This window comes from Bacillus sp. 7884-1 (assembly GCF_002272245.1).
Lineage (GTDB): Bacteria > Bacillota > Bacilli > Bacillales > Cytobacillaceae > Neobacillus.
In genome coordinates this window covers 1-20,213 of the sequence record NZ_NPDD01000101.1, presented here as the reverse complement: position 1 = coordinate 20,213, position 20,213 = coordinate 1, and the positions used below count along the sequence as shown (strand labels likewise).

The 20,213-nt window shown below is 37.0% G+C and carries 25 protein-coding genes; 11 read left to right on the top strand and 14 right to left on the bottom strand.

Features of this window, described 5'->3' with window-relative positions; all coding sequences use genetic code 11:
- The first annotated feature begins 5 nt into the window (after nucleotides 1–5).
- The 3 genes from CHI06_RS13005 (at nucleotide 6) to CHI06_RS12990 (ending at nucleotide 3,411) form a co-directional block, all read left to right on the top strand.
- On the top strand, nucleotides 6–1,175 hold the full coding sequence (locus CHI06_RS13005) for a ZIP family metal transporter (RefSeq protein ID WP_095248980.1): 1,170 nt from the start codon (nucleotides 6–8) through the stop codon (nucleotides 1,173–1,175).
- A 323-nt stretch (nucleotides 1,176–1,498) separates the two neighbouring features.
- Nucleotides 1,499–1,669 carry a twin-arginine translocase TatA/TatE family subunit gene (locus tag CHI06_RS12995; protein WP_095248978.1) on the top strand — a complete coding sequence of 57 codons (171 nt, stop codon included), beginning with the start codon at nucleotides 1,499–1,501 and terminating at the stop codon, nucleotides 1,667–1,669.
- A gap of 440 nt (nucleotides 1,670–2,109) precedes the next feature.
- The gene (locus CHI06_RS12990; protein ID WP_095248977.1) at nucleotides 2,110–3,411 is read left to right on the top strand and encodes an NCS2 family permease; all 1,302 of its coding nucleotides are present in this window, start codon (nucleotides 2,110–2,112) and stop codon (nucleotides 3,409–3,411) included.
- Nucleotides 3,412–3,451: 40 nt separating this feature from the next.
- Here CHI06_RS12990 and CHI06_RS12985 read toward each other — a convergent pair whose 3' ends face one another.
- Entirely contained in the window at nucleotides 3,452–4,108 is a 657-nt protein-coding gene (locus CHI06_RS12985) for a glycosyltransferase (RefSeq protein ID WP_257009270.1), read from the bottom strand.
- Between the two features lie 493 nt (nucleotides 4,109–4,601).
- On the opposite strand from CHI06_RS12985, the gene CHI06_RS12980 reads away from it, so the two are divergent.
- On the top strand, nucleotides 4,602–4,901 hold the full coding sequence (locus CHI06_RS12980; protein WP_095248976.1) for a YfjL-like protein: 300 nt from the start codon (nucleotides 4,602–4,604) through the stop codon (nucleotides 4,899–4,901).
- A gap of 78 nt (nucleotides 4,902–4,979) precedes the next feature.
- Here the strand turns inward: CHI06_RS12980 and CHI06_RS12975 are convergent, their stop codons facing one another.
- Nucleotides 4,980–6,017 carry a GGDEF domain-containing protein gene (locus CHI06_RS12975; protein WP_095248975.1) on the bottom strand — a complete coding sequence of 346 codons (1,038 nt, stop codon included), beginning with the start codon at nucleotides 6,015–6,017 and terminating at the stop codon, nucleotides 4,980–4,982.
- Between the two features lie 325 nt (nucleotides 6,018–6,342).
- On the opposite strand from CHI06_RS12975, the gene CHI06_RS12970 reads away from it, so the two are divergent.
- Nucleotides 6,343–6,813, top strand: coding sequence for a hypothetical protein (locus CHI06_RS12970; RefSeq protein ID WP_095248974.1), 471 nt, complete (start codon nucleotides 6,343–6,345; stop codon nucleotides 6,811–6,813).
- A 443-nt stretch (nucleotides 6,814–7,256) separates the two neighbouring features.
- Here CHI06_RS12970 and CHI06_RS12960 read toward each other — a convergent pair whose 3' ends face one another.
- Both CHI06_RS12960 and CHI06_RS12955 read right to left on the bottom strand, forming a co-directional pair.
- Nucleotides 7,257–7,934, bottom strand: a complete 678-nt coding sequence (locus CHI06_RS12960; RefSeq protein ID WP_095248972.1) for an AlkZ-related protein — start codon at nucleotides 7,932–7,934, stop codon at nucleotides 7,257–7,259.
- A 1-nt stretch (nucleotide 7,935) separates the two neighbouring features.
- Nucleotides 7,936–8,481, bottom strand: a complete 546-nt coding sequence (locus CHI06_RS12955; RefSeq protein WP_095248971.1) for an HD domain-containing protein — start codon at nucleotides 8,479–8,481, stop codon at nucleotides 7,936–7,938.
- Nucleotides 8,482–8,672: 191 nt separating this feature from the next.
- Here CHI06_RS12955 and CHI06_RS12950 point away from each other — a divergent pair, with 191 nt between their 5' ends.
- Nucleotides 8,673–8,873: a hypothetical protein gene (locus CHI06_RS12950; protein ID WP_095248970.1), complete on the top strand. Its 201-nt coding sequence runs from the start codon at nucleotides 8,673–8,675 to the stop codon at nucleotides 8,871–8,873.
- Between the two features lie 139 nt (nucleotides 8,874–9,012).
- The gene (locus tag CHI06_RS12945) at nucleotides 9,013–9,789 is read left to right on the top strand and encodes an alpha/beta hydrolase (RefSeq protein WP_095248969.1); all 777 of its coding nucleotides are present in this window, start codon (nucleotides 9,013–9,015) and stop codon (nucleotides 9,787–9,789) included.
- Between the two features lie 46 nt (nucleotides 9,790–9,835).
- Here CHI06_RS12945 and CHI06_RS12940 read toward each other — a convergent pair whose 3' ends face one another.
- Nucleotides 9,836–10,291 carry a DUF2269 family protein gene (locus CHI06_RS12940; protein WP_095248968.1) on the bottom strand — a complete coding sequence of 152 codons (456 nt, stop codon included), beginning with the start codon at nucleotides 10,289–10,291 and terminating at the stop codon, nucleotides 9,836–9,838.
- 146 nt (nucleotides 10,292–10,437) lie between these two features.
- Between CHI06_RS12940 and CHI06_RS12935 the strand changes: the two genes are divergently transcribed.
- Nucleotides 10,438–10,830 carry a DUF454 family protein gene (locus CHI06_RS12935; protein WP_095248967.1) on the top strand — a complete coding sequence of 131 codons (393 nt, stop codon included), beginning with the start codon at nucleotides 10,438–10,440 and terminating at the stop codon, nucleotides 10,828–10,830.
- Between the two features lie 77 nt (nucleotides 10,831–10,907).
- Here the strand turns inward: CHI06_RS12935 and CHI06_RS12930 are convergent, their stop codons facing one another.
- The 9 genes from CHI06_RS12930 to CHI06_RS12895 all read right to left on the bottom strand — a co-directional run bounded on the left by CHI06_RS12930 (nucleotide 10,908) and on the right by CHI06_RS12895 (nucleotide 16,174).
- Complete coding sequence (locus tag CHI06_RS12930; protein WP_095248966.1) at nucleotides 10,908–11,417, bottom strand: GNAT family N-acetyltransferase; 510 nt, start codon at nucleotides 11,415–11,417, stop codon at nucleotides 10,908–10,910.
- 10 nt (nucleotides 11,418–11,427) lie between these two features.
- Nucleotides 11,428–11,937: a GNAT family N-acetyltransferase gene (locus CHI06_RS12925; RefSeq protein WP_095248965.1), complete on the bottom strand. Its 510-nt coding sequence runs from the start codon at nucleotides 11,935–11,937 to the stop codon at nucleotides 11,428–11,430.
- A 16-nt stretch (nucleotides 11,938–11,953) separates the two neighbouring features.
- A complete protein-coding gene (locus CHI06_RS12920) occupies nucleotides 11,954–12,955 on the bottom strand; it encodes a glutathione S-transferase family protein (protein WP_095248964.1) in 1,002 nt (333 codons plus the stop codon).
- Between the two features lie 20 nt (nucleotides 12,956–12,975).
- A complete protein-coding gene (locus CHI06_RS12915; protein ID WP_095248963.1) occupies nucleotides 12,976–13,425 on the bottom strand; it encodes a GNAT family N-acetyltransferase in 450 nt (149 codons plus the stop codon).
- Nucleotides 13,422–13,928 carry a GNAT family N-acetyltransferase gene (locus tag CHI06_RS12910; RefSeq protein ID WP_095248962.1) on the bottom strand — a complete coding sequence of 169 codons (507 nt, stop codon included), beginning with the start codon at nucleotides 13,926–13,928 and terminating at the stop codon, nucleotides 13,422–13,424. Before CHI06_RS12910 ends, CHI06_RS12915 begins: the two co-directional genes overlap by 4 nt.
- A 278-nt stretch (nucleotides 13,929–14,206) precedes the next feature.
- On the bottom strand, nucleotides 14,207–14,353 hold the full coding sequence (locus CHI06_RS29750; RefSeq protein WP_179292611.1) for a hypothetical protein: 147 nt from the start codon (nucleotides 14,351–14,353) through the stop codon (nucleotides 14,207–14,209).
- A gap of 57 nt (nucleotides 14,354–14,410) precedes the next feature.
- On the bottom strand, nucleotides 14,411–14,848 hold the full coding sequence (locus tag CHI06_RS12905; protein WP_095248961.1) for a GNAT family N-acetyltransferase: 438 nt from the start codon (nucleotides 14,846–14,848) through the stop codon (nucleotides 14,411–14,413).
- Nucleotides 14,849–14,864: 16 nt separating this feature from the next.
- Entirely contained in the window at nucleotides 14,865–15,740 is an 876-nt protein-coding gene (locus tag CHI06_RS12900) for an NAD-dependent epimerase/dehydratase family protein (RefSeq protein ID WP_095248960.1), read from the bottom strand.
- A 149-nt stretch (nucleotides 15,741–15,889) separates the two neighbouring features.
- A complete protein-coding gene (locus CHI06_RS12895; RefSeq protein ID WP_206021580.1) occupies nucleotides 15,890–16,174 on the bottom strand; it encodes a YggT family protein in 285 nt (94 codons plus the stop codon).
- Nucleotides 16,175–16,618: 444 nt separating this feature from the next.
- On the opposite strand from CHI06_RS12895, the gene CHI06_RS12890 reads away from it, so the two are divergent.
- Genes CHI06_RS12890 through CHI06_RS12880 form a run of 3 tightly spaced genes read left to right on the top strand, consistent with a single transcriptional unit; the run spans nucleotide 16,619 to nucleotide 20,165 of the window.
- A complete protein-coding gene (locus CHI06_RS12890; RefSeq protein WP_095248959.1) occupies nucleotides 16,619–17,368 on the top strand; it encodes a DeoR/GlpR family DNA-binding transcription regulator in 750 nt (249 codons plus the stop codon).
- Entirely contained in the window at nucleotides 17,365–18,291 is a 927-nt protein-coding gene (gene pfkB / locus CHI06_RS12885) for a 1-phosphofructokinase (protein ID WP_095248958.1), read from the top strand. The genes CHI06_RS12890 and pfkB overlap by 4 nt, the downstream gene beginning before the upstream one ends.
- 2 nt (nucleotides 18,292–18,293) lie before the next feature.
- A complete protein-coding gene (locus CHI06_RS12880) occupies nucleotides 18,294–20,165 on the top strand; it encodes a PTS fructose transporter subunit IIABC (RefSeq protein WP_095248957.1) in 1,872 nt (623 codons plus the stop codon).
- The last annotated feature ends 48 nt before the right edge of the window (nucleotides 20,166–20,213 follow it).

The following is a 20,213-nucleotide window of genomic DNA, read 5'->3' as shown; positions in this document are numbered from 1 at the left end:
TGATTATGAAAGCAAAATGGCTGATTACCTTTCTAATTCCTCTAGTTCTGTTACTGCTGGTGTTAGGATGGGTATTTAAAAATGGGGCTGGAGTAGAACGGGATCCTGCTGCTCCAATTGAAGTCCTAAACGTTGAAAAAATAAAAATTGTCCAATCAGGATTTGAACTGGATCTCAGTAATACTGGTCCAGAGACTTTGACAGTATCACAAGTAATTGTTGATGATTCTGTTTGGACATTTTCCATGACCCCAAATTCTACACTTAAACGGTTTGAAGATGCTAAGGTAACTATTAATTATCCATGGGTTGAAGGCGATCCCCATACCATTCTATTTATCTCTGAAAATGGAATCATAACCGAAGCAACGATTGATGCAGCCACCTTAACTCCTGAATTTTCATGGGATAATGTATTGAATTACGGTTTTATTGGATTTTATGTAGGAATTGTTCCCATTACTTTAGGTCTATTGTGGTATCCATTTATGAAGCGTATGAAGAAAAGTTGGATAAATGCCATTCTTGCACTTACTGTTGGTCTCCTACTATTCTTATTTTTTGGGACGTTATTTGATGGATTTGAAATTGGAGCTGAAGCACCCTCTGTCTTCCAAGGAAACATGGTAGTCATAATTAGCACCGTCCTTTCTTTTCTCCTATTGATTGGATTTGACCAGTACCAACAACAAAGGCAAAAACGAAATGGGTATTCGCCGCTAGGAATTGCCTTATTGATGGCAACTGGGATTGGACTTCATAATTTTGGTGAAGGTTTGGCGATTGGTTCTTCCTTTGCACTTGGTGAAGCTGCATTAGGTACGTTTTTAATTATAGGATTTACCCTGCATAATATTACCGAGGGGATTGGGATTGCAGCTCCATTATTATCAACTAAGCCAAAAATCAGCCAATTTGTGTTATTAGGAACGATTGCAGGTGCGCCTGCGATTTTGGGAACTTGGTTCGGAGGATTTATCTTTTCACCAATCTGGGGTGCAGTATTTCTTGGTATTGGTGCAGGTGCAATATTGCAAGTAATCTTCGTCATCTCCAAAATGCTTATGGAAGATCACAAAAAGAATAATGAACCTTTTGTGTCGTGGATGAATTTTGCGGGGTTTACTCTCGGAATATTAATCATGTATTTTACAGCTTTTTTTGTAAAATTTTAAGCTCTAATCAATGTCAAATTAATATAAATGAAAGCGTGAATGGTAATGGGCTATGAAAAAAGAAGTAAGTTTGGTAAATGGATGGATGAACAAAAAGACATTAATATATTTGATTTAGAAAGAGTATCGAATCTTAGTAAAAGTACGATCTTAAAATTATATTTCAATCAGGACTATCGTCCGAGATTTTCCACAATAATTAAGATTAATCAAGGACTAAAAAAACTTGGTAAGGAAATTGATATTAACGAGTTTTTTTCCTGAATCTATTGTAGAAATGGAGATTCAAAGAGGAATTACAAAAAAATCTTAGGAGGGAAACTATGCTTCAAAATATCGGAATACCAGGTTTAATACTAATTGTAATGCTCGCCCTTATTATATTTGGTCCTTCCAAGTTACCAGAAATAGGAAGAGCATTCGGCTCAACACTAAGAGAATTTAAACAATCAACAAAAGGGATAATTGATGATAATCACGAAAAAGAAAAATAAAAACGATTTTTATTTACAAGGTGGTTCATCGTCGATGAACCACTTTTTTTGATTTTAATCTTTATTCAATATTATTTTCAGATGCTATTACTTTAAATTCCTTTTTAGGCATATTGTGCATGTCTCTTGCGGTAACATGGGCAATGACAAAATAATCTCCCTCATCTGGAAATGTCTTAGATATAGAATATATGCCATCACCTTGATATCGATTTCTTCCCCGTTTAAAGACTGCTCAAGCAATGATTGCACTTTTTATCCAACTATCCTTCATCCCTCTGCTTAGCTCATGTTCCCTAAATTTTAGACTATGAAGAAGGAAAAAGGTTTTATATTATTAGAGCAAATTTTTGTTTTATTTTAAGAAGTATTGAAATACTCGTTAAAAACGAATATTATATAAAAGTTGTTAAAAAATGTTCGCTTTTTGGAGGAATCCTATGTTTAAACTTAAAGAAAACCAAACAAATACAAAAACAGAACTACTCGCGGGAATTACGACCTTCTTTACAATGGTCTACATTGTTGTTGTGAACCCAGTCATTCTTGCAGACGCAGGTGTTCCATTTGAACAAGTATTCACGGCAACTATTATCTCTGCAGTTGTTGGGACACTTTGGATGGCATTATTCGCAAATTATCCAATCGCCATTGCACCTGGAATGGGACTTAACGCATACTTCGCCTATTCAGTCGTTGGCGGAGGGCAAAATATTAACTATGAAACAGCCTTTGCAGCTGTTTTTATTGCCGGTATCATCTTTGTTATCTTGTCTTTAACACCTTTCAGAGAAAAATTAATTGATGCGATTCCAGAAAACCTCAAACATGGGATTACAGCAGGTATTGGTTTATTTATTGCCTTCATTGGTTTAAGACTTACGCATATCATTACTGCTCATCCTACCAATCTTGTCGGTTTGGGTGATCTTAAATCTCCTTCAGCTGCGCTTGCAATTGTCGGACTGGCCATTACATTAATACTAATGGTGCTCCGAATCAATGGAGCTTTATTTTTTGGAATGATTATTACTGGGCTAATCGCCTTTTTTACGAACCAGCTTTCTTTTGACCAAGGATTTGTGTCACTTCCATCTCTTCCTGAAGGATTAATGGTAGGAAACCCTATTAAAGCTTTAAGTGATGTCATTGGGCACAGTCTATATGCCGTTGTTTTTTCATTTATTTTAGTAACGATTTTTGACACTACTGGCACAATGATTGGTGTTGCTAATCAGGCTGGATTAATGAAAAACGGGAAATTTCCGCGTGCACGCCAAGCCTTACTATCCGACTCTATTGCAACCTCAATTGGTGCTATGTTTGGTACAAGTCCAACAACAGCATATATTGAATCCACTTCAGGAGTGGCTGCAGGAGGACGAACTGGCTTAACGTCTCTAACCGTTGCTGTCTTATTTATTTTGTCAGCATTCTTTGGACCTCTTGTCAGTGCAGTGTCAGGGATTTCTGCGATTACCGCACCTGCTCTTATTATTGTAGGCAGCATGATGATGGGAAGCATAGCGAAGATTAAATGGGACGAATTAGATGAAGCTTTTCCTGCATTCCTAGTGATTCTGAGTATGCCGTTAACCTCGAGCATTGCAACCGGAATTGCACTTGGTTTTATCAGCTACCCGCTTTTGAAGATTGCCAAAGGAAAATGGCGTGAGGTTCACCCGCTTCTCTATGTATTCGCCGTATTATTCTTTTATCAGCTTGCATTCTTACCACATTAAAAAAATGGAGTCCCAACTACAAAGTAGGGCTCCATTTTTCTTAAAACTTATTAGGGAACTGCTTGATAATTCCGTCTGCAAGGAAATCTGACATATGCATTAGATGTTCTTGATTTTTGTCTAAGGCCGTAATATTCGCATTCCAATCCTTATTCAGTTTGGCAACCACACCATCTGTGATTAGTTTTAAATGCGTATACATCATTTCTTTCAATACTTTTTTATTGTAATTTGGATTTGCAGCAGTTAAAAAGTTAGTAATATCATCTGCATTTTTAAACCACTCGGCATTGTACTTTTTGAAATCAGCCTGATTCCCGCTTTTTGCTGCAGCTACCACTTTACCGGCAATTTGAATATGTTCTCTCAACAACAGACCAAGTTTGTTGCCGGCTACCTCTCCGTAAAAGGGTTTAATGGCATTTCCTAAATCGTCCTGGTTTTTCAATAATCTTGCTAGCACCTGTTCTTGGTCCTCTAACCCTGCAATTGAACTAACTACCAACTTTTCTGTCCAAAAAGCGTGTTCATTCCAAAAATGCCTCAAATCAACCCTAAGTTGGGCAGTTTTCTGACTAAGTGGCTGCGCTTGCGTTTGTCGCTCAGCCTGTTTGTTCTCTTCCGCATTTGTGAAAGCTGGGAAGATTAATACTAATGAAAGAAACAAAAGCATGAATCTGGTTAAATATCTGCTCAAAAATTCATCTCCTAATAATAAATTGAAACTGCACAATTATTATTAGATTTTTTATCCATTTTCACTCTTTAGAATAAATTTTTTTATCCTCACAAATTCCACATAACTTCTCTATAACTTCAACAAATGTTTATCTTATTATAAAGATAACTTATTTGAGACTTAGGTTTTAGGAACCTTATTCTTAAAAACTTCCCATAATTTGATTGGTACTGAGTGTACCAATCCTTTTTTTTGCCAAAAATTCATCTTCACAAATTCCACATAACTTCTCTATAACTTCTACAAATGTTTATCTTATTATAAAGATAACTTATTTGAGTCTTAAGGTTTAAGGAACCTTATTCTTAAAACTTCCCATAATTTAGCTTGGTACAGGTGTACCGGGCTCTTTTTTTGCCCTTTTTCATATTTCCAGAATAAAAACGTGCCAAAAGGTGTAATTTTACACTATAATGTAAATAGATATCATTAGATTAAGGGGTGTTTCTATATGAAGGCAAAAGCTACTTTTTTATCAATTATTGGTATCGTGTTGCTTTTGTTTGTTTTCATCTATTTCTCTTTAAATGGAAACCCAGTCACAAAGGAAAATAGCAGAGAACTCGTTTCTGCCTACCTTAAGGAAAATTATCCTGAAGAATCCTTTAAGATTACAAACATCTCCTACTATCCCGGTGAAGGAACGTATATCGTCCATGTTATTTCTAAGGATGGAAAAATAGAAGGAAATATTGATGTTAGAAACGGAAGAATTCGTACGGAAGGTGCAGAATTTCCATTTAGGCAATGAAAGTGACGCTGTTGAATTGAGAAATTCAAAACCTATAGAAATAAAAAATGGGTTGGTGCCCAATCTCGCACCAACCCTTTATTTGATATAACTAACTTGATTTCTTCCGCAGTTTTTACACGCATATAAACCTTTATCAGCTCGATTCAATAAAGAATCAATACTGTCACCTGGTTTAGAATTGGTAACTCCAAAACTTGCTGTTAGGTTTCCTGCTTCTTTGAAGCTGTGTTCAGAAACAACCTTTCTTAAGTGTTCGGCAAACTTAACGGTTTCTTCACCAACTGTATTAGAGATAATGATGAACTCTTCCCCACCCCAACGTCCAAATAGCTCTCGATTGTCAAGCTGATGTTGGATGAGTTCCGCTAACTCTACTAGAACTTCATCCCCAATTTTATGACCATAGTTATCATTGATCAACTTAAAATGATCAATGTCAAAGAAAATAACGGAGAATCCTTCTTTCTTATCCTCAAAAACCTTAAGCTTCTTTTCAAGCCATTCATCAATCCGCAGACGATTCGCAATTCTCGTTAATGAATCATAATAAGCGTACTTTTTAAACATTTCGAGATCAGCATAAGTCTTAAACACATGCTGAGCATAGTAGAGAACAATAATGTAAACAAGATTGGCAAAGTAATATTGACCTAACGAATCAATTGATTCTGAGGAAAGACTATTGATATACATAATTCCCGTAACAAATGTTGTAAGAAAAATGACAATAGAATAGTATAACCCTCGTTTCGTTCCTAAAGTTAAGAAAAAGAACAAGGTTATAATCGGCATCCAAATAATAAAATCCCCAAGAGACCCGCCTGATACTACCATGTAGTTGCGGACTGCGTCAAAAAACGTCGTAACATGATAAAAACTGACTAATGCCAAATTGGAGTATTCAGTAAATTGAACAAAAAGTCTTTTGTATAGTAAAAACCAACTGATGATAAACCATATTGAGAGAGTATTATTAATTGTAAATTGAAATTTATTTGTGGCATCAATATTTTGTAGAAGTGTATTAGAGATGAGGGCAATAATAATACATGGGACAACCCAAAGATAAATACGTATCTTAAGCTCATTTAGTGATCCGAATTTTTTTAACATTGGTATTTGTTCATCTCCCAACTAATCAAAATCGATTAGTCCTGCCTGCTGCATGACAGCTGACTGACATAATCACAGCTGTGGCCAAAGCTCCTTTCATGTTATTTCATTATTATAATGGTTTCCCTGACTATATCTACATTTAAGAAAAAGTAGTGACCTTTCAAGGGCACTACTTCTATAAACTATTATATCAGACATATTATTAGGAAAACTATATAGGATTTACTGTAAAAATTTATAATTAAATATTATCTGAATGCTTATTATCCTTTGCATAGTACCTTCCTTTATGGACACATTAAATTAAAAAAAGGGAAATGTTATGATAGGACTTTTAATCGCAATTGTCACCTTTAACTATTTGGGTTTTAAAACAAATAAATTACTATCAGGCAATCAAATTCTTCATATTTGGTTATTTACGATTTCCTTTCAAGTTCTTTTCGATATTTTTATTGAATTCAAATATCATGCATACTGGTACTTTGACAAAGATTTAGATTGGCGGGGAATACTCCCTCATGTGTTCCTAATTCCACCAGTAAATATATTTTTTTTAAATTGGTATCCTCATAATAAAGGCTGGGTTAAACAATTGCTTTTTTTTATTATTTTCGTTATTGCAATTTTAATTTACGAGGTCATTACTCTGTTTCCTGAACCGTGGGGATATTTTCATTATGGCTGGTGGAAACTGTGGCATGCCGCTATTCTTGATCCTATTCTATTACTTATCTTATTGGTATTCTATAAGTGGATTTGCAGATTGGAGAAAAAAGCCTGTCTAAAATAATTTTGCCTAGCATCTGTTATGATGACCACATGTGAAACCTGTTTTTAGTTTCATGAATTTATATATGACATTCGCCTGCCTGCCCTTTTTTGTACAAGGATTAATTTTGGAATGAAGGCATTCCATAAATCGTTTATCACAGTAACAAGGGGAGTTTCCACGTTCCAGACATAAATCATGTTTGTAACAGCAGGAATCCAAATCATTGATAGGTGCACCTGGACCGCTGCAGCCCGGTCCGCACCATCTGTAACCTGGAAAAACGCAGAGCGAAAACGTTTTTTTTCTACAACTCATATTTTTCATCTCCTTTTATATAAAATATGAAATTGTTGGATAGAGTGGACACGCTCGTATCACGGGTTGTTTTAAAAAATGGGGTGCAGATGGTTTACGTTACAGTCTGATTGAGCATCAAAAAAAGGAAATCGTCGTGATTTCCTCTATAGCCCAAATATTTTATTGAAGGCTTTCATTGCCTCAGTACTGCAAATGGAGGCAAAATGATCTCTTACCTTCATTTTCGCTTCTTCCTTTTCAATCTGACTCCCATCAATTCTATGATTCTTTGCCCAATAGTTCATTGTTTCAAAAGAGGTACTACTCCAGCCGTTTTTCTCACCATCATCATTCGTCTTCGCTTTCGTCCCTGAAACACATATATCCATGGAACCCTGCAACTCCAGCAGGGCATTATCAAATAACTTCTTCTTTTCTTTATCCTTCATTCCTGCTTCTATTCTCAATACTCTAGTGTCTATTCCTTCATTCTCCTTAATAAGCGCAAACAGCTCTACAGCTTCTTTCGACATTAGCCCATCCTGATACCGAGCTTCTACCGAAAGTGGGGATCCTAAAATAGCACGAATGAAAGGTAACAGTTCTGTAGATAGTAAAACAGATTTCTTTTTAACAAATTTACCATATGCGGCTGATCCATCTCCTGGAAACTTTGCACGCCACAGCCATGGATCCAGCTCGGAACCGGTATACCAATGTTCCTTCGCAGTTATACTATCGAGTGAGGGATAATTAGGGATGAGTTTCGCCAATGGTAGAAACCCAATTGCTCTTATTACCTCTATAGCTTCTTCATATGTATGAACCTTATACTCCTTCATCCTAGGCCGTCTCCCTGAAAAGTCGATTGACTTCATTTCGTAATTCTGTAAGTAAATCAAAAGTGGATTGGCTCCCCAAGCTTTCTACTATATTTGTGTAATACCACTTTTGTTGTTCCTTTCCTGCATTAAATCTGGCCCAAACCTCTTCGCCAACTAGTTCATAATCTCTTATAATGGACCGAATATTATGTAGTTTATCTGCACAAACAACAATTCGAATTTCCTCCGAAGCACCTTTTAAGTATTCAATGGTATGCTCCTTCCTGTCCTTCCATGGAAGGGATTTATCGGGTTCTGAACTGCCTTCAACGATTTCAGCAATCTTTGTTCCAAATTCCCTTTTGATGTCTTCAAGTGTTAGTTCCGTATCCTCAACCGTATCATGTAAGATTCCGGATGCAACAATTTCCTCACTGTACCCGTTCTTTACTAACAACATTCCCACAGCCACAGGGTGTGTAATATACGGAATGTCCGTATTTTTCCGATATTGTCCTTCATGAAACTTACTAGCTAACTGCAGCGCCTTTTCAACTATATCCATATTGACCATCCTCCAATCAAGGGAACCTTTCACTATCCTCTATTTTTACCTTATTTCCACATCGTATAACAAATATCCTTCTTAGCTTTATTGAGATAAATTATTTCGAGAGAAAATATGTGTAATTTGTCCAAGCACTTAATTTTGTAAGAGCATATTTTATAGTACAACCTTGAAAGGGGGGATATGGAATGTCTAATGAAAGAAGACGTCGTGATGATGATGATCGCAGAGAAGTCAGAAGAGTTTTTATTGATGCAGAAGAAGTTATTATCCGTGCTGATAGAGTAAGAATTGTTGGCGATGATGACAGAAAAAATGATGACAGAAGAGATGATGACAGAAGAGATGACGACAGAAGATGTAGAAGAGACAGATTCTGGTGGGGTTAATTGATTCTTTAAAGGGATAATTACAATTCCCGCAGGCTGGTGAGACAAATCGATCTCCCCAGCCTGTTTTTATTCCACCACTTTTCTTACTAATATGCTAAATTAATGAAGTAGAGTTTACAGAATAGTAGGTGTGCTGATGATAGAAAAATTTCACGTTTATATGTCCTCATTCCTTCAAGAAAGAATGATTCGAGTGTATCTGCCTTTGAGTTATCATGAATTTAAAAAACGATACCCAGTCTTGTATATGCACGATGGGCAAAATGTTTTTGAAGATGAAGGAGCCATTAAGGGCGTATCTTTAGGATTAAAAAATTTCTTAGATGAAAACAAAATGGAATTAATCGTGGTAGCAATCGACTTAAATCCTGAAGGAGAAGAACGCTTTAACGAATACTGTCCATGGGTATCTGGAGCAATCGCAGAGAAAGTAATTGGTCATCCCAGCTCTTCTGGTGGTAAAGGTGAACAATACTTGGACTTTATCGTAAATGAACTGAAACCATTAATAGACGATAAGTACCGAACTCTTAAGGAACATACTTCGATGGCTGGAATTTCATTAGGAGGTCTTATTTCTACATATGCAGCCTGCACTTATCCACATATTTTCAAGCGAATTGCGGCGATATCTCCTGGATATTATCGCAACCAAGAGGAACTCGAGGTGTTCGTTAGAAATTCTGATTTGTCTGCAGTTGAGAGGTTTTATATGGATTTTGGTACTCACGAAGTCAGCGATGATAAAGATTTGAATAACCAGCTTACAGAAATGATTCAATCCATCTATGAAATTTTGAGTAGCAAAATTGAAGATACCCGCTACCAAACGATTACAAATGGTGAGCACAATTATTCTTCGTTTAAAAAGAGATTTCCTGAAGTAATAGAATATCTATTTTCTGATATTTAAGCGTAAAAAGGTATGGCTACCAAATCTGTGCCATACCTTTTTAAAATTAAAATGGTTTTAAAATCATTAAAGCTATAATGATAATAAAAATAAAGTTTGCTAGGTGTTCATATCTGAATAGAATTTTTGATAAACGATAATATTCTTCAGGGATTTCCTCCCCCTGGTGAGAGGCTAATAAAGCCTTTACTGGCTTAGAACTCGGTGATAACAAAATCGGTCCACTTGCGAGCGCTGCTAAAAAAAGTACGAGACTTGTTACATACCAGCCCATCCGGAACAGGCTTGGATTCATGAAGCCCATTATTAAACCTGTGATGAGTAAAAGCATACCGCCCACCATCACAAATATATGCAGTTTATGTCTAACGGCATAGGAATGCCTTAATTCTGTCATTGTCTTTCCCGACTTTACAACGGTCGTAAGGATAAAGCCTGGACCCATTCCCATAATCGCTGAAAAAATATGTATCACTACGATAACTTTATAGAATGTAATCATTTAATAGCAGCCCCCATTCTCTAGACCTCATTATTTTAACATAATGGTGGTTAAAACAGTTTTAATGTACTTATTCTGTCAAAAAACTTTCTTTTTTAAAGTGCTATAATATAGAGGTACATTGAACGAACAGGGGACAAAGCGATATGAATAAAATTGTAAAACTTCTATATATTATTATCGGTTTTATTGCCCTGGGCTTAGGAGTTCTGGGTCTTATTTTGCCAGTGTTACCGACAACTCCGTTATTATTACTAGCTTCCTACTGTTTTGTAAAAGGATCTGAGCGCTTTGAAATTTGGTTTAAGGGTACCACTCTCTATAAACGCCACTTAGAGACTTTTGTAAAAGAGAGGTCGATGACGTTTAAACAAAAGCTCACGATTTTGTTATTCGCTGATGTGATGATTGCCATTCCCTTTTTCATCCTTGATAGTCTAATGGTCCGGGTCATGTTTGTATTGATTGTGATATATAAATATTATTACTTCATCTATAAAATAAAAACAGTACCTGTAGTATCTACAAAAGAAAATTAAAAACACTTGTCACTATGACAAGTGTTTTTAATTGATTACTTATGTTGCCTTGAAGCCTAGCTCTTTAAAATACCTTATTAAATCGGACGACAATATCTTAATGATATGTAGCTTTCTCCCACTTCATTTCCATACCCATGTTGTTCATGTTGTAAAACAAATCCTCTTGCCTCATAGAAAGGAATTCCTTTTATATTATCTTTATTAACAGAAACCCACTGCTCGGAGGCATTATAGTCTTCTTTCTGCTGCTTCGTGATAGCATCCAGGAGTTTGGTGCCAATTCCCTCATTACGCCGGCTGGGATCCAGATACAAAACAAAAACTTCTCCTGCAGTTCCGCTGATCATTCCTCCACCACCAGCCCCGACTACTTCGTCATTTTCAATTGCAACAAAATATCCTCCCCACTGCTTGCTGGTAGTGGATACTTCGCTCATTATTCTCTCAGTATTGTAAAATTCTTTTATAATCCTCTCAATATATCCTTTACTATGTGTTTTACTGTACGTGGCCCGGTACCCATCTGAGCATACTTTAGAAATTCCATGTACATAATCACGATTTGCTTTACAAATTTTTATCATAGTATTTCGCCTACTCATTGTTTAAGGATAGTCGATAGGCTTTTACAATAATGCCATCGTTTGCAGGAATAAAGTCATATTGTGGTAATCTTTCGAAACCAAGCCGCTCATATAGTTTCATTGCATTTTTCATAAATTCGCCTGTATGAAGCCCAATTGAATGGTGCCCCTTCTCTTTTGAAAGCTTAATACATTCAGAAATTAAGGCCGTAGCCACTCCCTTCCCGCGCGCTGCTGGAGAAACCGCGAGCATTCGTATTTCCGGATAATCCACCGCGTCAACATTACCTTCATAGGCATCTGTCTCTGCCGGGAACAAAGCAACACTTCCGAGAATCACCCCATCTACTTCTGCTACTAGCAGCTCAACTCCAGGCTTTATATCGGCCGTCGATAAAATGGCCTGTTTCAATGCCTGCCAATGACCCTCAGGGATGATTGCAGCATGCTCTTTGTAAGAGATTACTCTTTGTTCTCGTATATATGGTAATTCGCTTTCTAAAGCTTTACGAATAATCATTACCTCAACTCCCTTCTTAACGTATGAGAAATTTTTCTTCCTTATTACTTAATTCTTGGCGGTTATGCTGAGAAAGAAGTCCTGAAAGGTCCGGTCCTTTTGGCAAAATACCATTATGCCCCTTTTGATCATTGCTTGCTATGTGGTTCGATAGATGATAATGCTTTTTAATTGCATCAAAATCTGTGGTATCACCAAAACCAGGTGTTTGATATAAATCTCGTAAATAACCCCATAGATGTGGGAAATCAACAATCCGATTTCGATTGGTCTTAAATGCGGAGTAATAGGCAGCATCGAAACGGACTAATGTAGCGTATAGCCGTACATCGGAATCGGTAATATAGTCTCCGTGTAGGAAACGTTGTGATGAAAGGCGCTTCTCTAATTCATCTAACCTAGCGAACAAAGTGTCATATGCCAGCTCATACGCTTCCTGAGATTGAGCAAATCCACATTTATACACACCATTGTTCACTTCATGAAAGATGACATCGTTTAAGGCATCAATCTCTTCGCGTAAGGATTCAGGGTATAAATCTGGAGCATTTTCCTTACGAAAGGCCGACCAGACTGTTTCCAAATAGTTTGTGAGTTTGAAATAATCATTGTTCACAACCTTTTGTTCCTTCACATCCACGATGACAGGAACGGTAGGCCTCCCCGAATAATCCGGATCTGTTTTCTTATAGATTTCGCTCATATAGCGAATTCCTAAAACAGGGTCTACCCCGCCTTCATCTAAAGAAAATTCCCAGTCTACATGTGTAAGTTTTGGTCGCATCGGACTAGCGGTACCTAAACTGATTACATCTTCTAATCCTAGTATTCTTCTGACAATCACTGAACGATGTGCCCATGGGCAGACTGCTGACCATAATAGTCGATATCTCCCTGCTTCAACAGGCAATTCACCTTCACCGAATCCAAACGGTGTACTAAATCTATTCTTCTGCCGGTTAAACGACCCATCAGCTTTGATTTCTGCCGCAATACTTCCCTGCTTATTTGCTGTCATTCTATCCACCTCTTTTTTAGTTAAAGCTTATAAAAATAATACCGAAATTCTTTATCTTGTTTAAAGCCTTGTTTTTCCCAAAAACTCCATGCCTTTTTATTTGTATGTTCGACTGATAGTTCAATGCCTTTTGATTTTGTTAATAAGGTAAATTCCTTCACGGCCGTAAAAAGCTGTGATCCGACCCCGCTTCCCCTAAACTCTTCAGCAATGAAAAAGTCATTTAGCAGCCACACACGTTGTAATGTTAAGGAAGAAAATACAGGATAGAGCTGTGCAAATCCAATCACTTCATCTTGTTGCTCTGCGATAAAAATAACGGATTCTAAGTGTTCAAATCTATCAAATAGAAACTCTTCCACCATATCCTGGTCTTTTTTCTGGCCAAAATACTCACGATAAGAGTCAAAAATAGATACTATTCTTTGTAAATCTTGGATGGTTGCTTGTCTAATGGTAGGTTTGTTCATTTTAAATGCAGCACCCTATGTTCATCATCCAAATAAACGCCATTCAGTTTCATAGCTTTTTCTTCAAGTCCAAATACTTTAAATCCTAGTCTCGTATATAGTTTCTTAGCTGGTTCATTACTTGCAACGACTGATAAATTAATTTTTTCAATCGCTTCAATTGATTTTGCTTTAGTAATTGCTTCTGTGAGTAATGCTTTCCCCACACCTGCGCCTTGTTTCTTTGGAGTAACATACATCGCATAAATGTTTGCCCGGTGTTGTATTTTCTCTGCCTTTTCTTGAAGGAGTGTTACAACTCCAATTAGCTCATCACCTTCAAAAGCCCCAAAAGTATAACTACCTTCTGTTTTTAAATTACTTTCAACCTGAGCAATCGGATTTTCCCTTTTCATAGCGTCTTCATAACTAGTTAAAAATGCTTCTGGAGCTTGTTTTAAGGCTTCTAATCTTAGATCCCGGTATTTTTCTGCATCCAAAGAGGTAAGTTGTCTAATTTCCATGGGACATCCTCCCTTTACATTTAAATGGTATACCTAATATATTACTAAAATTCGAAAAAGATAGATAATAAAATTTACTTTCCATTCATGGCTGGGGTCATTGGATAGGAAACGGTTCATGGTTACCACTTTCCTCTTTTTCTATGATTTTCGGTCATCATAGAGCCTTTATGGTTACTACTTTCCACGTTTTTTATAATTTTTGGTCATCATGAGTCTTCAATTTTAGATTAACTCCAAAAAAAAGAGGCTTATCGCCTCTTTTCACCTAAAATGATTTATTTATCCGCCGCTTCCGGATTGCTTCCATATTGATTTGAACTTTTTGGGTTACCTTCTGTAATCACACGGTCAATATCCAGATACGGTTTACCACGCAACGCTTCATTACAAATAATCGTATCATTTTGTGTTTCATTATTCATTCTAGCTACCTCCAACGAATTTTTTCATCTAAAGGTAGTATGTGTCATCTTATCCATTTATAAAGAAAAATAGTAAAAGTAATTGGATTCTTTTTTGAAGCCGATTTTTTCGTATAGTCTTTGCGCTGTTACATTTTCCTGCCCTGTTTCTAATGATAATCCTTTGGCACCTGTTTCCTCTGCAAATTCAATGGCTTTTTGAATTAGTTTCTCTCCAAAACCCTTTTTGCGAGCAGATGCATTTACATATAAATCATTTAGAATCCACGACCGCTTCATACTGACAGATGAGTATGTTGGATATAACTGAACAAAACCAACCGCTCGAATTTCATCATATGCGATAAAAACGACTGAATCCTCATTTAATAATCTTTCTTTAATAAAAAACTTGGCACCTTGTATATCAGACTCTTGCTCATAGAACACTCTATAGGAATCAAATAGTTCCGTTAAAGAATCTAGCTCATCTATTGTTGCCTTCCGAATACTCACAGTATTCCCCCCTTGATTAAAACTTTGAATAATGATGAATTAAATTTTCCAAAAGCCTTTTCAATGATGTAAAACTGAACCCCATTGACTGAGCAAGACTCGTATTCACCGACCACGATCCAGGCAAGTTATAGGGAGATGGATCACCATCTACACTTAAGATAGCTTTAGTTCCAATTAAATCCTCCATTAGTCCGTTTAATTCGCTCAAACTGGTATCTTCCTCAGATCCTGGATTAATCGGTCCATAATAATCTGACTTCGCCATACTTAATAAAAAGGAAGCCGCTTCACCTGAGTCAATAAAACTATATCTAAAGGTAGGATGTTCAATGAACATCGCTTTTCCTTTTTTCACATGCTCAACATGGAAGTTTAAACGATTGGTATAATCGTCTTTTCCAATAATAATTGGAAAACGGACGGCAGTCACAGGGAAGTCTGCATTCTGAAAAAGGATTGCCTCCGCTGCTCGTTTTGCTTCCTGATATCCTACATAACCTATGTAGTCCCTCCTGGATTTTAATACAGGCTGAAACTCCATTGGATTAAAGCTTTCTTCTGTACAATTTGTCCCAAAATCATAAACTGCCTGACTCGAAGTAAATATATACTTTTTAACTTTTCCATTTAGTGCCTTCAGCGTATCAAGGGCTTCTTGTGATGAATAACAGGTTTGATCGAAAACAACATCCCATTCCTTATCCTTAAAAGCTTGATCCATTGATTCTGTGTCTTCACGGTTCATTAACAATCTAGTAACTTGATTACCAAAGGAATCAGGCATCAAACCTCTTGTCGCAATGGTCACTTCTACTTCTTCATTTACTAATAATTGCACCAATCTTTTGCCAACAAATTGCGTTCCCCCGAGTATTAAAGCAGACTTCATCAAAATCTCCCCCTTTCATCATCCTATTTTTCTAGAATACCTTATATTACCAGTTAAGTGATACTAATATTTTCTGATAAATATGATAGAAATAGGGCTTTACCTACACCTAAATGTAAGTAAAGCCCTAGCTTCCATTTCATAATTAATTAAAAGGCACCTGCCATGATTAACAGCTGCTGTAGACCCGCTAGAGCAAATCTCCCGATAAAGCTGTAGGCCAAAATCGCAATGATTGGTGAAAAGTCAATCATACCTAGAGGCGGGATAAATTTTCTAAAGACAGACAAGTAAGGATTAACAAGTCTCCCTATCAAGAGGCCAACTTTACTCGTTTGAAATTGCGGAAACCAAGATCCAAAAATATTAATCAAAATTAACCAATAGTAAATATCATAGATATAATTTGCTACTACCATTATATTTGTGCCCAAATTTATTCTTCCTATCTATAAAAATTTTTTACAATACCGCTACCTGTACATATACGTATTATACTCAATAAGGTTTCAAATATATCTATATTTTTAACTAAAACTGTTTTAATTCTCAAAAGCGTGAAGAATCTAAAAAGGTGAAGAAAACGTTCGCCCCCTTCACAGTTTCCAATTAGTATTATTAAACTATGAAATTTGTGTTGGTTTTACTAATTTCTAGAGGGAATTGCTAAATGGTGAAAGCATTAAGAAAGAACCTTTTTAATTTCATTTTGGGAATACTATCTCTACCTGTTACAAGGATGCTAAAGGCATCCTTTTTTATTTGAAGTTTTTTGAACGAAAAAGAATGTTTTTGAATCTTTTTGATTGATTTTTGCTGTTTCCAATTGTAAAATGAGGTTAGTAATCATAATGAAAGCGTTTTAGGAGGCGGTAAAGATGTTAGAGCCAGAACGCCATCAAATCATATTAGAAGCATTAAAAGTAAAGAGTTCAGTTAAACTTCAAGAACTCGTGGAATTAACAAATTCCTCTGAGTCCACGATCCGAAGAGATCTTATACAGCTAGAAGAAGGAAAATTTCTCAAGCGAGTCCATGGTGGTGCTGCAAGGCTGCAAGGAAAGCTCCAGGAACCAAGCATGATTGAGAAATCCTCCAAAAACCTTCAATCTAAACGTCAAATTGCACAGTACGCTGGTAGCTTAGTGGAAGAAGGAGACTGTATCTATTTGGATGCAGGTTCCACTATATTCGAAATGATTCCTTTCCTTCCTGAGAACATCGTGGCAGTAACAAACGGATTAACACACGTAAATGAACTACTTGAAAAAAATATAAAAACTTTTTTAATAGGTGGATATGCTAAGCCAACAACAAAAGCCTTAATTGGACGCGGGGCATTAGACAGTCTGGAACATTATCGTTTTGATAAGTGCTTTATGGGAGTAAACGGAATTCACTCCCAATTTGGCTATACCACACCCGATCCCGAAGAAGCAATGGTCAAAAAATTAGCGATTTCTTTATCTCGTGAAGCATTTGTGGTTTCGGATGAATCAAAATTCTCGGAAATTGCTTTTGCAAAAATTGCTGATTTACACCTGGCAACCATTATCACAAATGAAATAGACCCTGTTACGCAGGAGCATTATCACAGCAAAACAAAAATTAAGGTGGTTACATCATGATATATACAGTTACGTTAAACCCATCACTTGATTATATCGTAGAGGTAGAACAGGTAACGCTCGGTGAGTTAAACCGAACAAAAAACGAAACCAAATTTCCAGGCGGAAAAGGAATTAATGTTTCTCAAGTTTTAAAAAGATTAGACGTTGACAGTCATGCTCTTGGATTCTTAGGTGGTTTTACTGGAGATTATATTGAAAAGTTTTTAACTGCACACGGTATAAACACTGACTTTGTGAAGGTCGATGAAGACACAAGAATTAATATAAAGCTTAAGTCAGAAAAAGAAACAGAAATTAATGCAAAAGGACCTCACATTACAGAGGAAAACTTGAATGCCTTGAAAGGAAAAATTCGAGAGTTAACAAACGAAGATATCCTTGTTCTCGCTGGCAGTATTCCATCTACTATGCCAGAAAGTACGTATGAAGAGCTTGTAAAGCTATGTAATGAAAATGGCACGAAATTCGTTGTCGATGCAGAAGGTGAGTTACTTAAGAAGGTACTTCCATTAAACCCCTTCCTAATAAAACCAAATCATCACGAGTTGGGTGACTTATTTAATACCGTTATTAACTCTTGTGAAGAGGTCATTCCTTATGGCAGAGAGCTTATCAAACAAGGTGCACAAAATGTGATTGTATCTCTTGCTGAAAAAGGTGCTGTCCTCATCAATAAGGACCTCGCCTTAATCGCCACTAGCCCAAAAGGTGATGTAAAAAGCTCAGTGGGTGCTGGAGATTCCATGGTAGCCGGCTTCATTGCAACCTATGAAAAAACAAAATCGATAGAAGAAGCTTTTCGTTTTAGTGTGGCAGCTGGCAGCGCGACTGCCTTTTCCATCGGATTATGCACACGAGAAAAAATGGAAGGCTTGCTCCCTCAAGTACTAGTAGAAAAGACAAACCCAAGAGGAGAATGATGATGAGGATTACAGAGCTATTAACAAAAGAAACCATCAACCTTTCAATAACAAGTACAACAAAAACCGGCGCCATCGAAGAGTTAGTATCGGTTCTAGACAATGCAGGCAAGTTAAGTAATCGTGCAGAATATAAAAAGGCCATTATAAATAGAGAAGAACAAAGTACAACAGGGATTGGTGAAGGGATTGCGATCCCACATGCAAAAACAAACGCTGTTAAACATGCAGCGATTGCGTTTGGGAGATCAAAAGCTGGTGTAAACTATGAATCTCTCGATGGTAAGCCTTCCCACCTCTTCTTTATGATTGCAGCGACAGAAGGGGCAAACAATACACATTTAGAAGCACTTTCTCGACTTTCTACGATTCTTTTAAAAGGTGAAGTACGCAAACAGCTTTTAGAAGCTAGTACAGCTGATGAAGTATTATCCATTATTAATTCTCATGATCAGGAAGAAAAAGAAGAAGAACAATCCATGGCTGGTAAGAAAGAATTTATTGTTGCTGTAACGGCTTGTCCGACTGGTATCGCCCATACGTATATGTCTGCTGATTCGCTAAAAGCCAAAGCGGCAGAGATGGGTGTTGATATTAAGGTTGAAACAAACGGTTCCGGCGGTGCTAAAAATGTGTTAACAGCAGAAGAAATTGAAAATGCAGTGGCCGTTATTGTGGCTGCTGATACAAAAGTTGAAATGAACCGCTTTAATGGCAAGCATGTAATTGAAACTGCCGTCGCGGATGGTATTCGTAAACCAAAAGAACTTATCGAAAGAGCGTTAAAGCAAGATGCTCCAATCTACAGCGGCAATGGAAAATCAAGTCAGGAAAGCGAACAAACTGGAAGAGGTGTCGGTTCTACTATTTATAAGCACTTAATGAACGGTGTTTCTAATATGCTTCCGTTCGTTGTCGGCGGAGGTATCTTAATCGCAATCAGCTTTATGTTCGGTATTAATTCAGCAAATCCTGATGATCCAACCTATCATCCTATTGCTGAAGCACTAATGACAATCGGAGGCGGAAATGCCTTTGCGTTAATGGTTCCCATTTTAGCAGGATTTATCGCCATGAGTATAGCTGATCGCCCAGGTTTTGCAGCAGGTATGGTCGGCGGAATGCTGGCAACAAGTGGTGGTGCTGGATTTTTAGGCGGGCTTGTTGCAGGTTTCTTAGCAGGTTATTTAGTAGTAGGATTGAAAAAGCTTCTATCCGGCATGCCTTCTTCTCTTGAAGGAATTAAAACCATCTTGTTATATCCATTATTAGGAATCGCTTTAACTGGATTCATTATGTTATTTGTTATTAATAAGCCTGTGGGTGCATTAAATACAGCTATTTCTGAGTGGTTATCTGGTTTAGGTACAGGAAATGCTGTTTTACTTGGAATTATTTTAGGATTAATGATGTCCTTTGATATGGGCGGCCCAGTCAACAAAGCAGCTTATGTGTTTGGTACTGGGTTATTAGCAAATGGTGTTTATGAACCAATGGCTGCCATTATGGCTGCGGGTATGGTTCCTCCATTAGCAATCGCTATTGCTACAACATTATTTAAGAAAAAGTTTAGCAAACAAGATCAGGAAGCAGGAAAAGTAAACTATATTATGGGGTTATCTTTTATCACCGAAGGAGCGATTCCATTTGCAGCAGCTGATCCACTTCGTGTGATTCCTTCTGTTATGGCAGGTTCAGCTATTGCCGGTGCTTTATCGATGATGTTCAGTATCGGATTACGTGCCCCGCATGGTGGAGTCTTCGTTATTCCACTTGTAGACGGCAGCTGGGTAATGTATTTATTAGCTGTTGTGATTGGATCCATTGTTTCTGCATTATTATTGGGATTCTTGAAAAAGCCCGTAACCAATTAAAATATTGCTCTGTTAAACGTGGCTGTTGATTTGTGCTCCAGGCGCTTC

Excerpts from the sequence above, each read along its gene's own strand:
- CHI06_RS13005 (WP_095248980.1), top strand. The coding sequence starts at position 6 with ATGAAAGCAAAATGGCTGATTACCTTTCTAATTCCTCTAGTTCTGTTA.
- CHI06_RS12995 (WP_095248978.1), top strand. The coding sequence starts at position 1,499 with ATGCTTCAAAATATCGGAATACCAGGTTTAATACTAATTGTAATGCTC.
- CHI06_RS12990 (WP_095248977.1), top strand. The coding sequence starts at position 2,110 with ATGTTTAAACTTAAAGAAAACCAAACAAATACAAAAACAGAACTACTC.
- CHI06_RS12980 (WP_095248976.1), top strand. The coding sequence starts at position 4,602 with ATGAAGGCAAAAGCTACTTTTTTATCAATTATTGGTATCGTGTTGCTT.
- CHI06_RS12975 (WP_095248975.1), bottom strand. The coding sequence starts at position 6,017 with ATGTTAAAAAAATTCGGATCACTAAATGAGCTTAAGATACGTATTTAT.
- CHI06_RS12970 (WP_095248974.1), top strand. The coding sequence starts at position 6,343 with ATGATAGGACTTTTAATCGCAATTGTCACCTTTAACTATTTGGGTTTT.
- CHI06_RS12960 (WP_095248972.1), bottom strand. The coding sequence starts at position 7,934 with ATGAAGGAGTATAAGGTTCATACATATGAAGAAGCTATAGAGGTAATA.
- CHI06_RS12955 (WP_095248971.1), bottom strand. The coding sequence starts at position 8,481 with ATGGATATAGTTGAAAAGGCGCTGCAGTTAGCTAGTAAGTTTCATGAA.
- CHI06_RS12950 (WP_095248970.1), top strand. The coding sequence starts at position 8,673 with ATGTCTAATGAAAGAAGACGTCGTGATGATGATGATCGCAGAGAAGTC.
- CHI06_RS12945 (WP_095248969.1), top strand. The coding sequence starts at position 9,013 with ATGATAGAAAAATTTCACGTTTATATGTCCTCATTCCTTCAAGAAAGA.
- CHI06_RS12940 (WP_095248968.1), bottom strand. The coding sequence starts at position 10,291 with ATGATTACATTCTATAAAGTTATCGTAGTGATACATATTTTTTCAGCG.
- CHI06_RS12935 (WP_095248967.1), top strand. The coding sequence starts at position 10,438 with ATGAATAAAATTGTAAAACTTCTATATATTATTATCGGTTTTATTGCC.
- CHI06_RS12930 (WP_095248966.1), bottom strand. The coding sequence starts at position 11,417 with ATGATAAAAATTTGTAAAGCAAATCGTGATTATGTACATGGAATTTCT.
- CHI06_RS12925 (WP_095248965.1), bottom strand. The coding sequence starts at position 11,937 with ATGATTATTCGTAAAGCTTTAGAAAGCGAATTACCATATATACGAGAA.
- CHI06_RS12920 (WP_095248964.1), bottom strand. The coding sequence starts at position 12,955 with ATGACAGCAAATAAGCAGGGAAGTATTGCGGCAGAAATCAAAGCTGAT.
- CHI06_RS12915 (WP_095248963.1), bottom strand. The coding sequence starts at position 13,425 with ATGAACAAACCTACCATTAGACAAGCAACCATCCAAGATTTACAAAGA.
- CHI06_RS12910 (WP_095248962.1), bottom strand. The coding sequence starts at position 13,928 with ATGGAAATTAGACAACTTACCTCTTTGGATGCAGAAAAATACCGGGAT.
- CHI06_RS29750 (WP_179292611.1), bottom strand. The coding sequence starts at position 14,353 with ATGAATAATGAAACACAAAATGATACGATTATTTGTAATGAAGCGTTG.
- CHI06_RS12900 (WP_095248960.1), bottom strand. The coding sequence starts at position 15,740 with ATGAAGTCTGCTTTAATACTCGGGGGAACGCAATTTGTTGGCAAAAGA.
- CHI06_RS12890 (WP_095248959.1), top strand. The coding sequence starts at position 16,619 with ATGTTAGAGCCAGAACGCCATCAAATCATATTAGAAGCATTAAAAGTA.
- pfkB (WP_095248958.1), top strand. The coding sequence starts at position 17,365 with ATGATATATACAGTTACGTTAAACCCATCACTTGATTATATCGTAGAG.
- CHI06_RS12880 (WP_095248957.1), top strand. The coding sequence starts at position 18,294 with ATGAGGATTACAGAGCTATTAACAAAAGAAACCATCAACCTTTCAATA.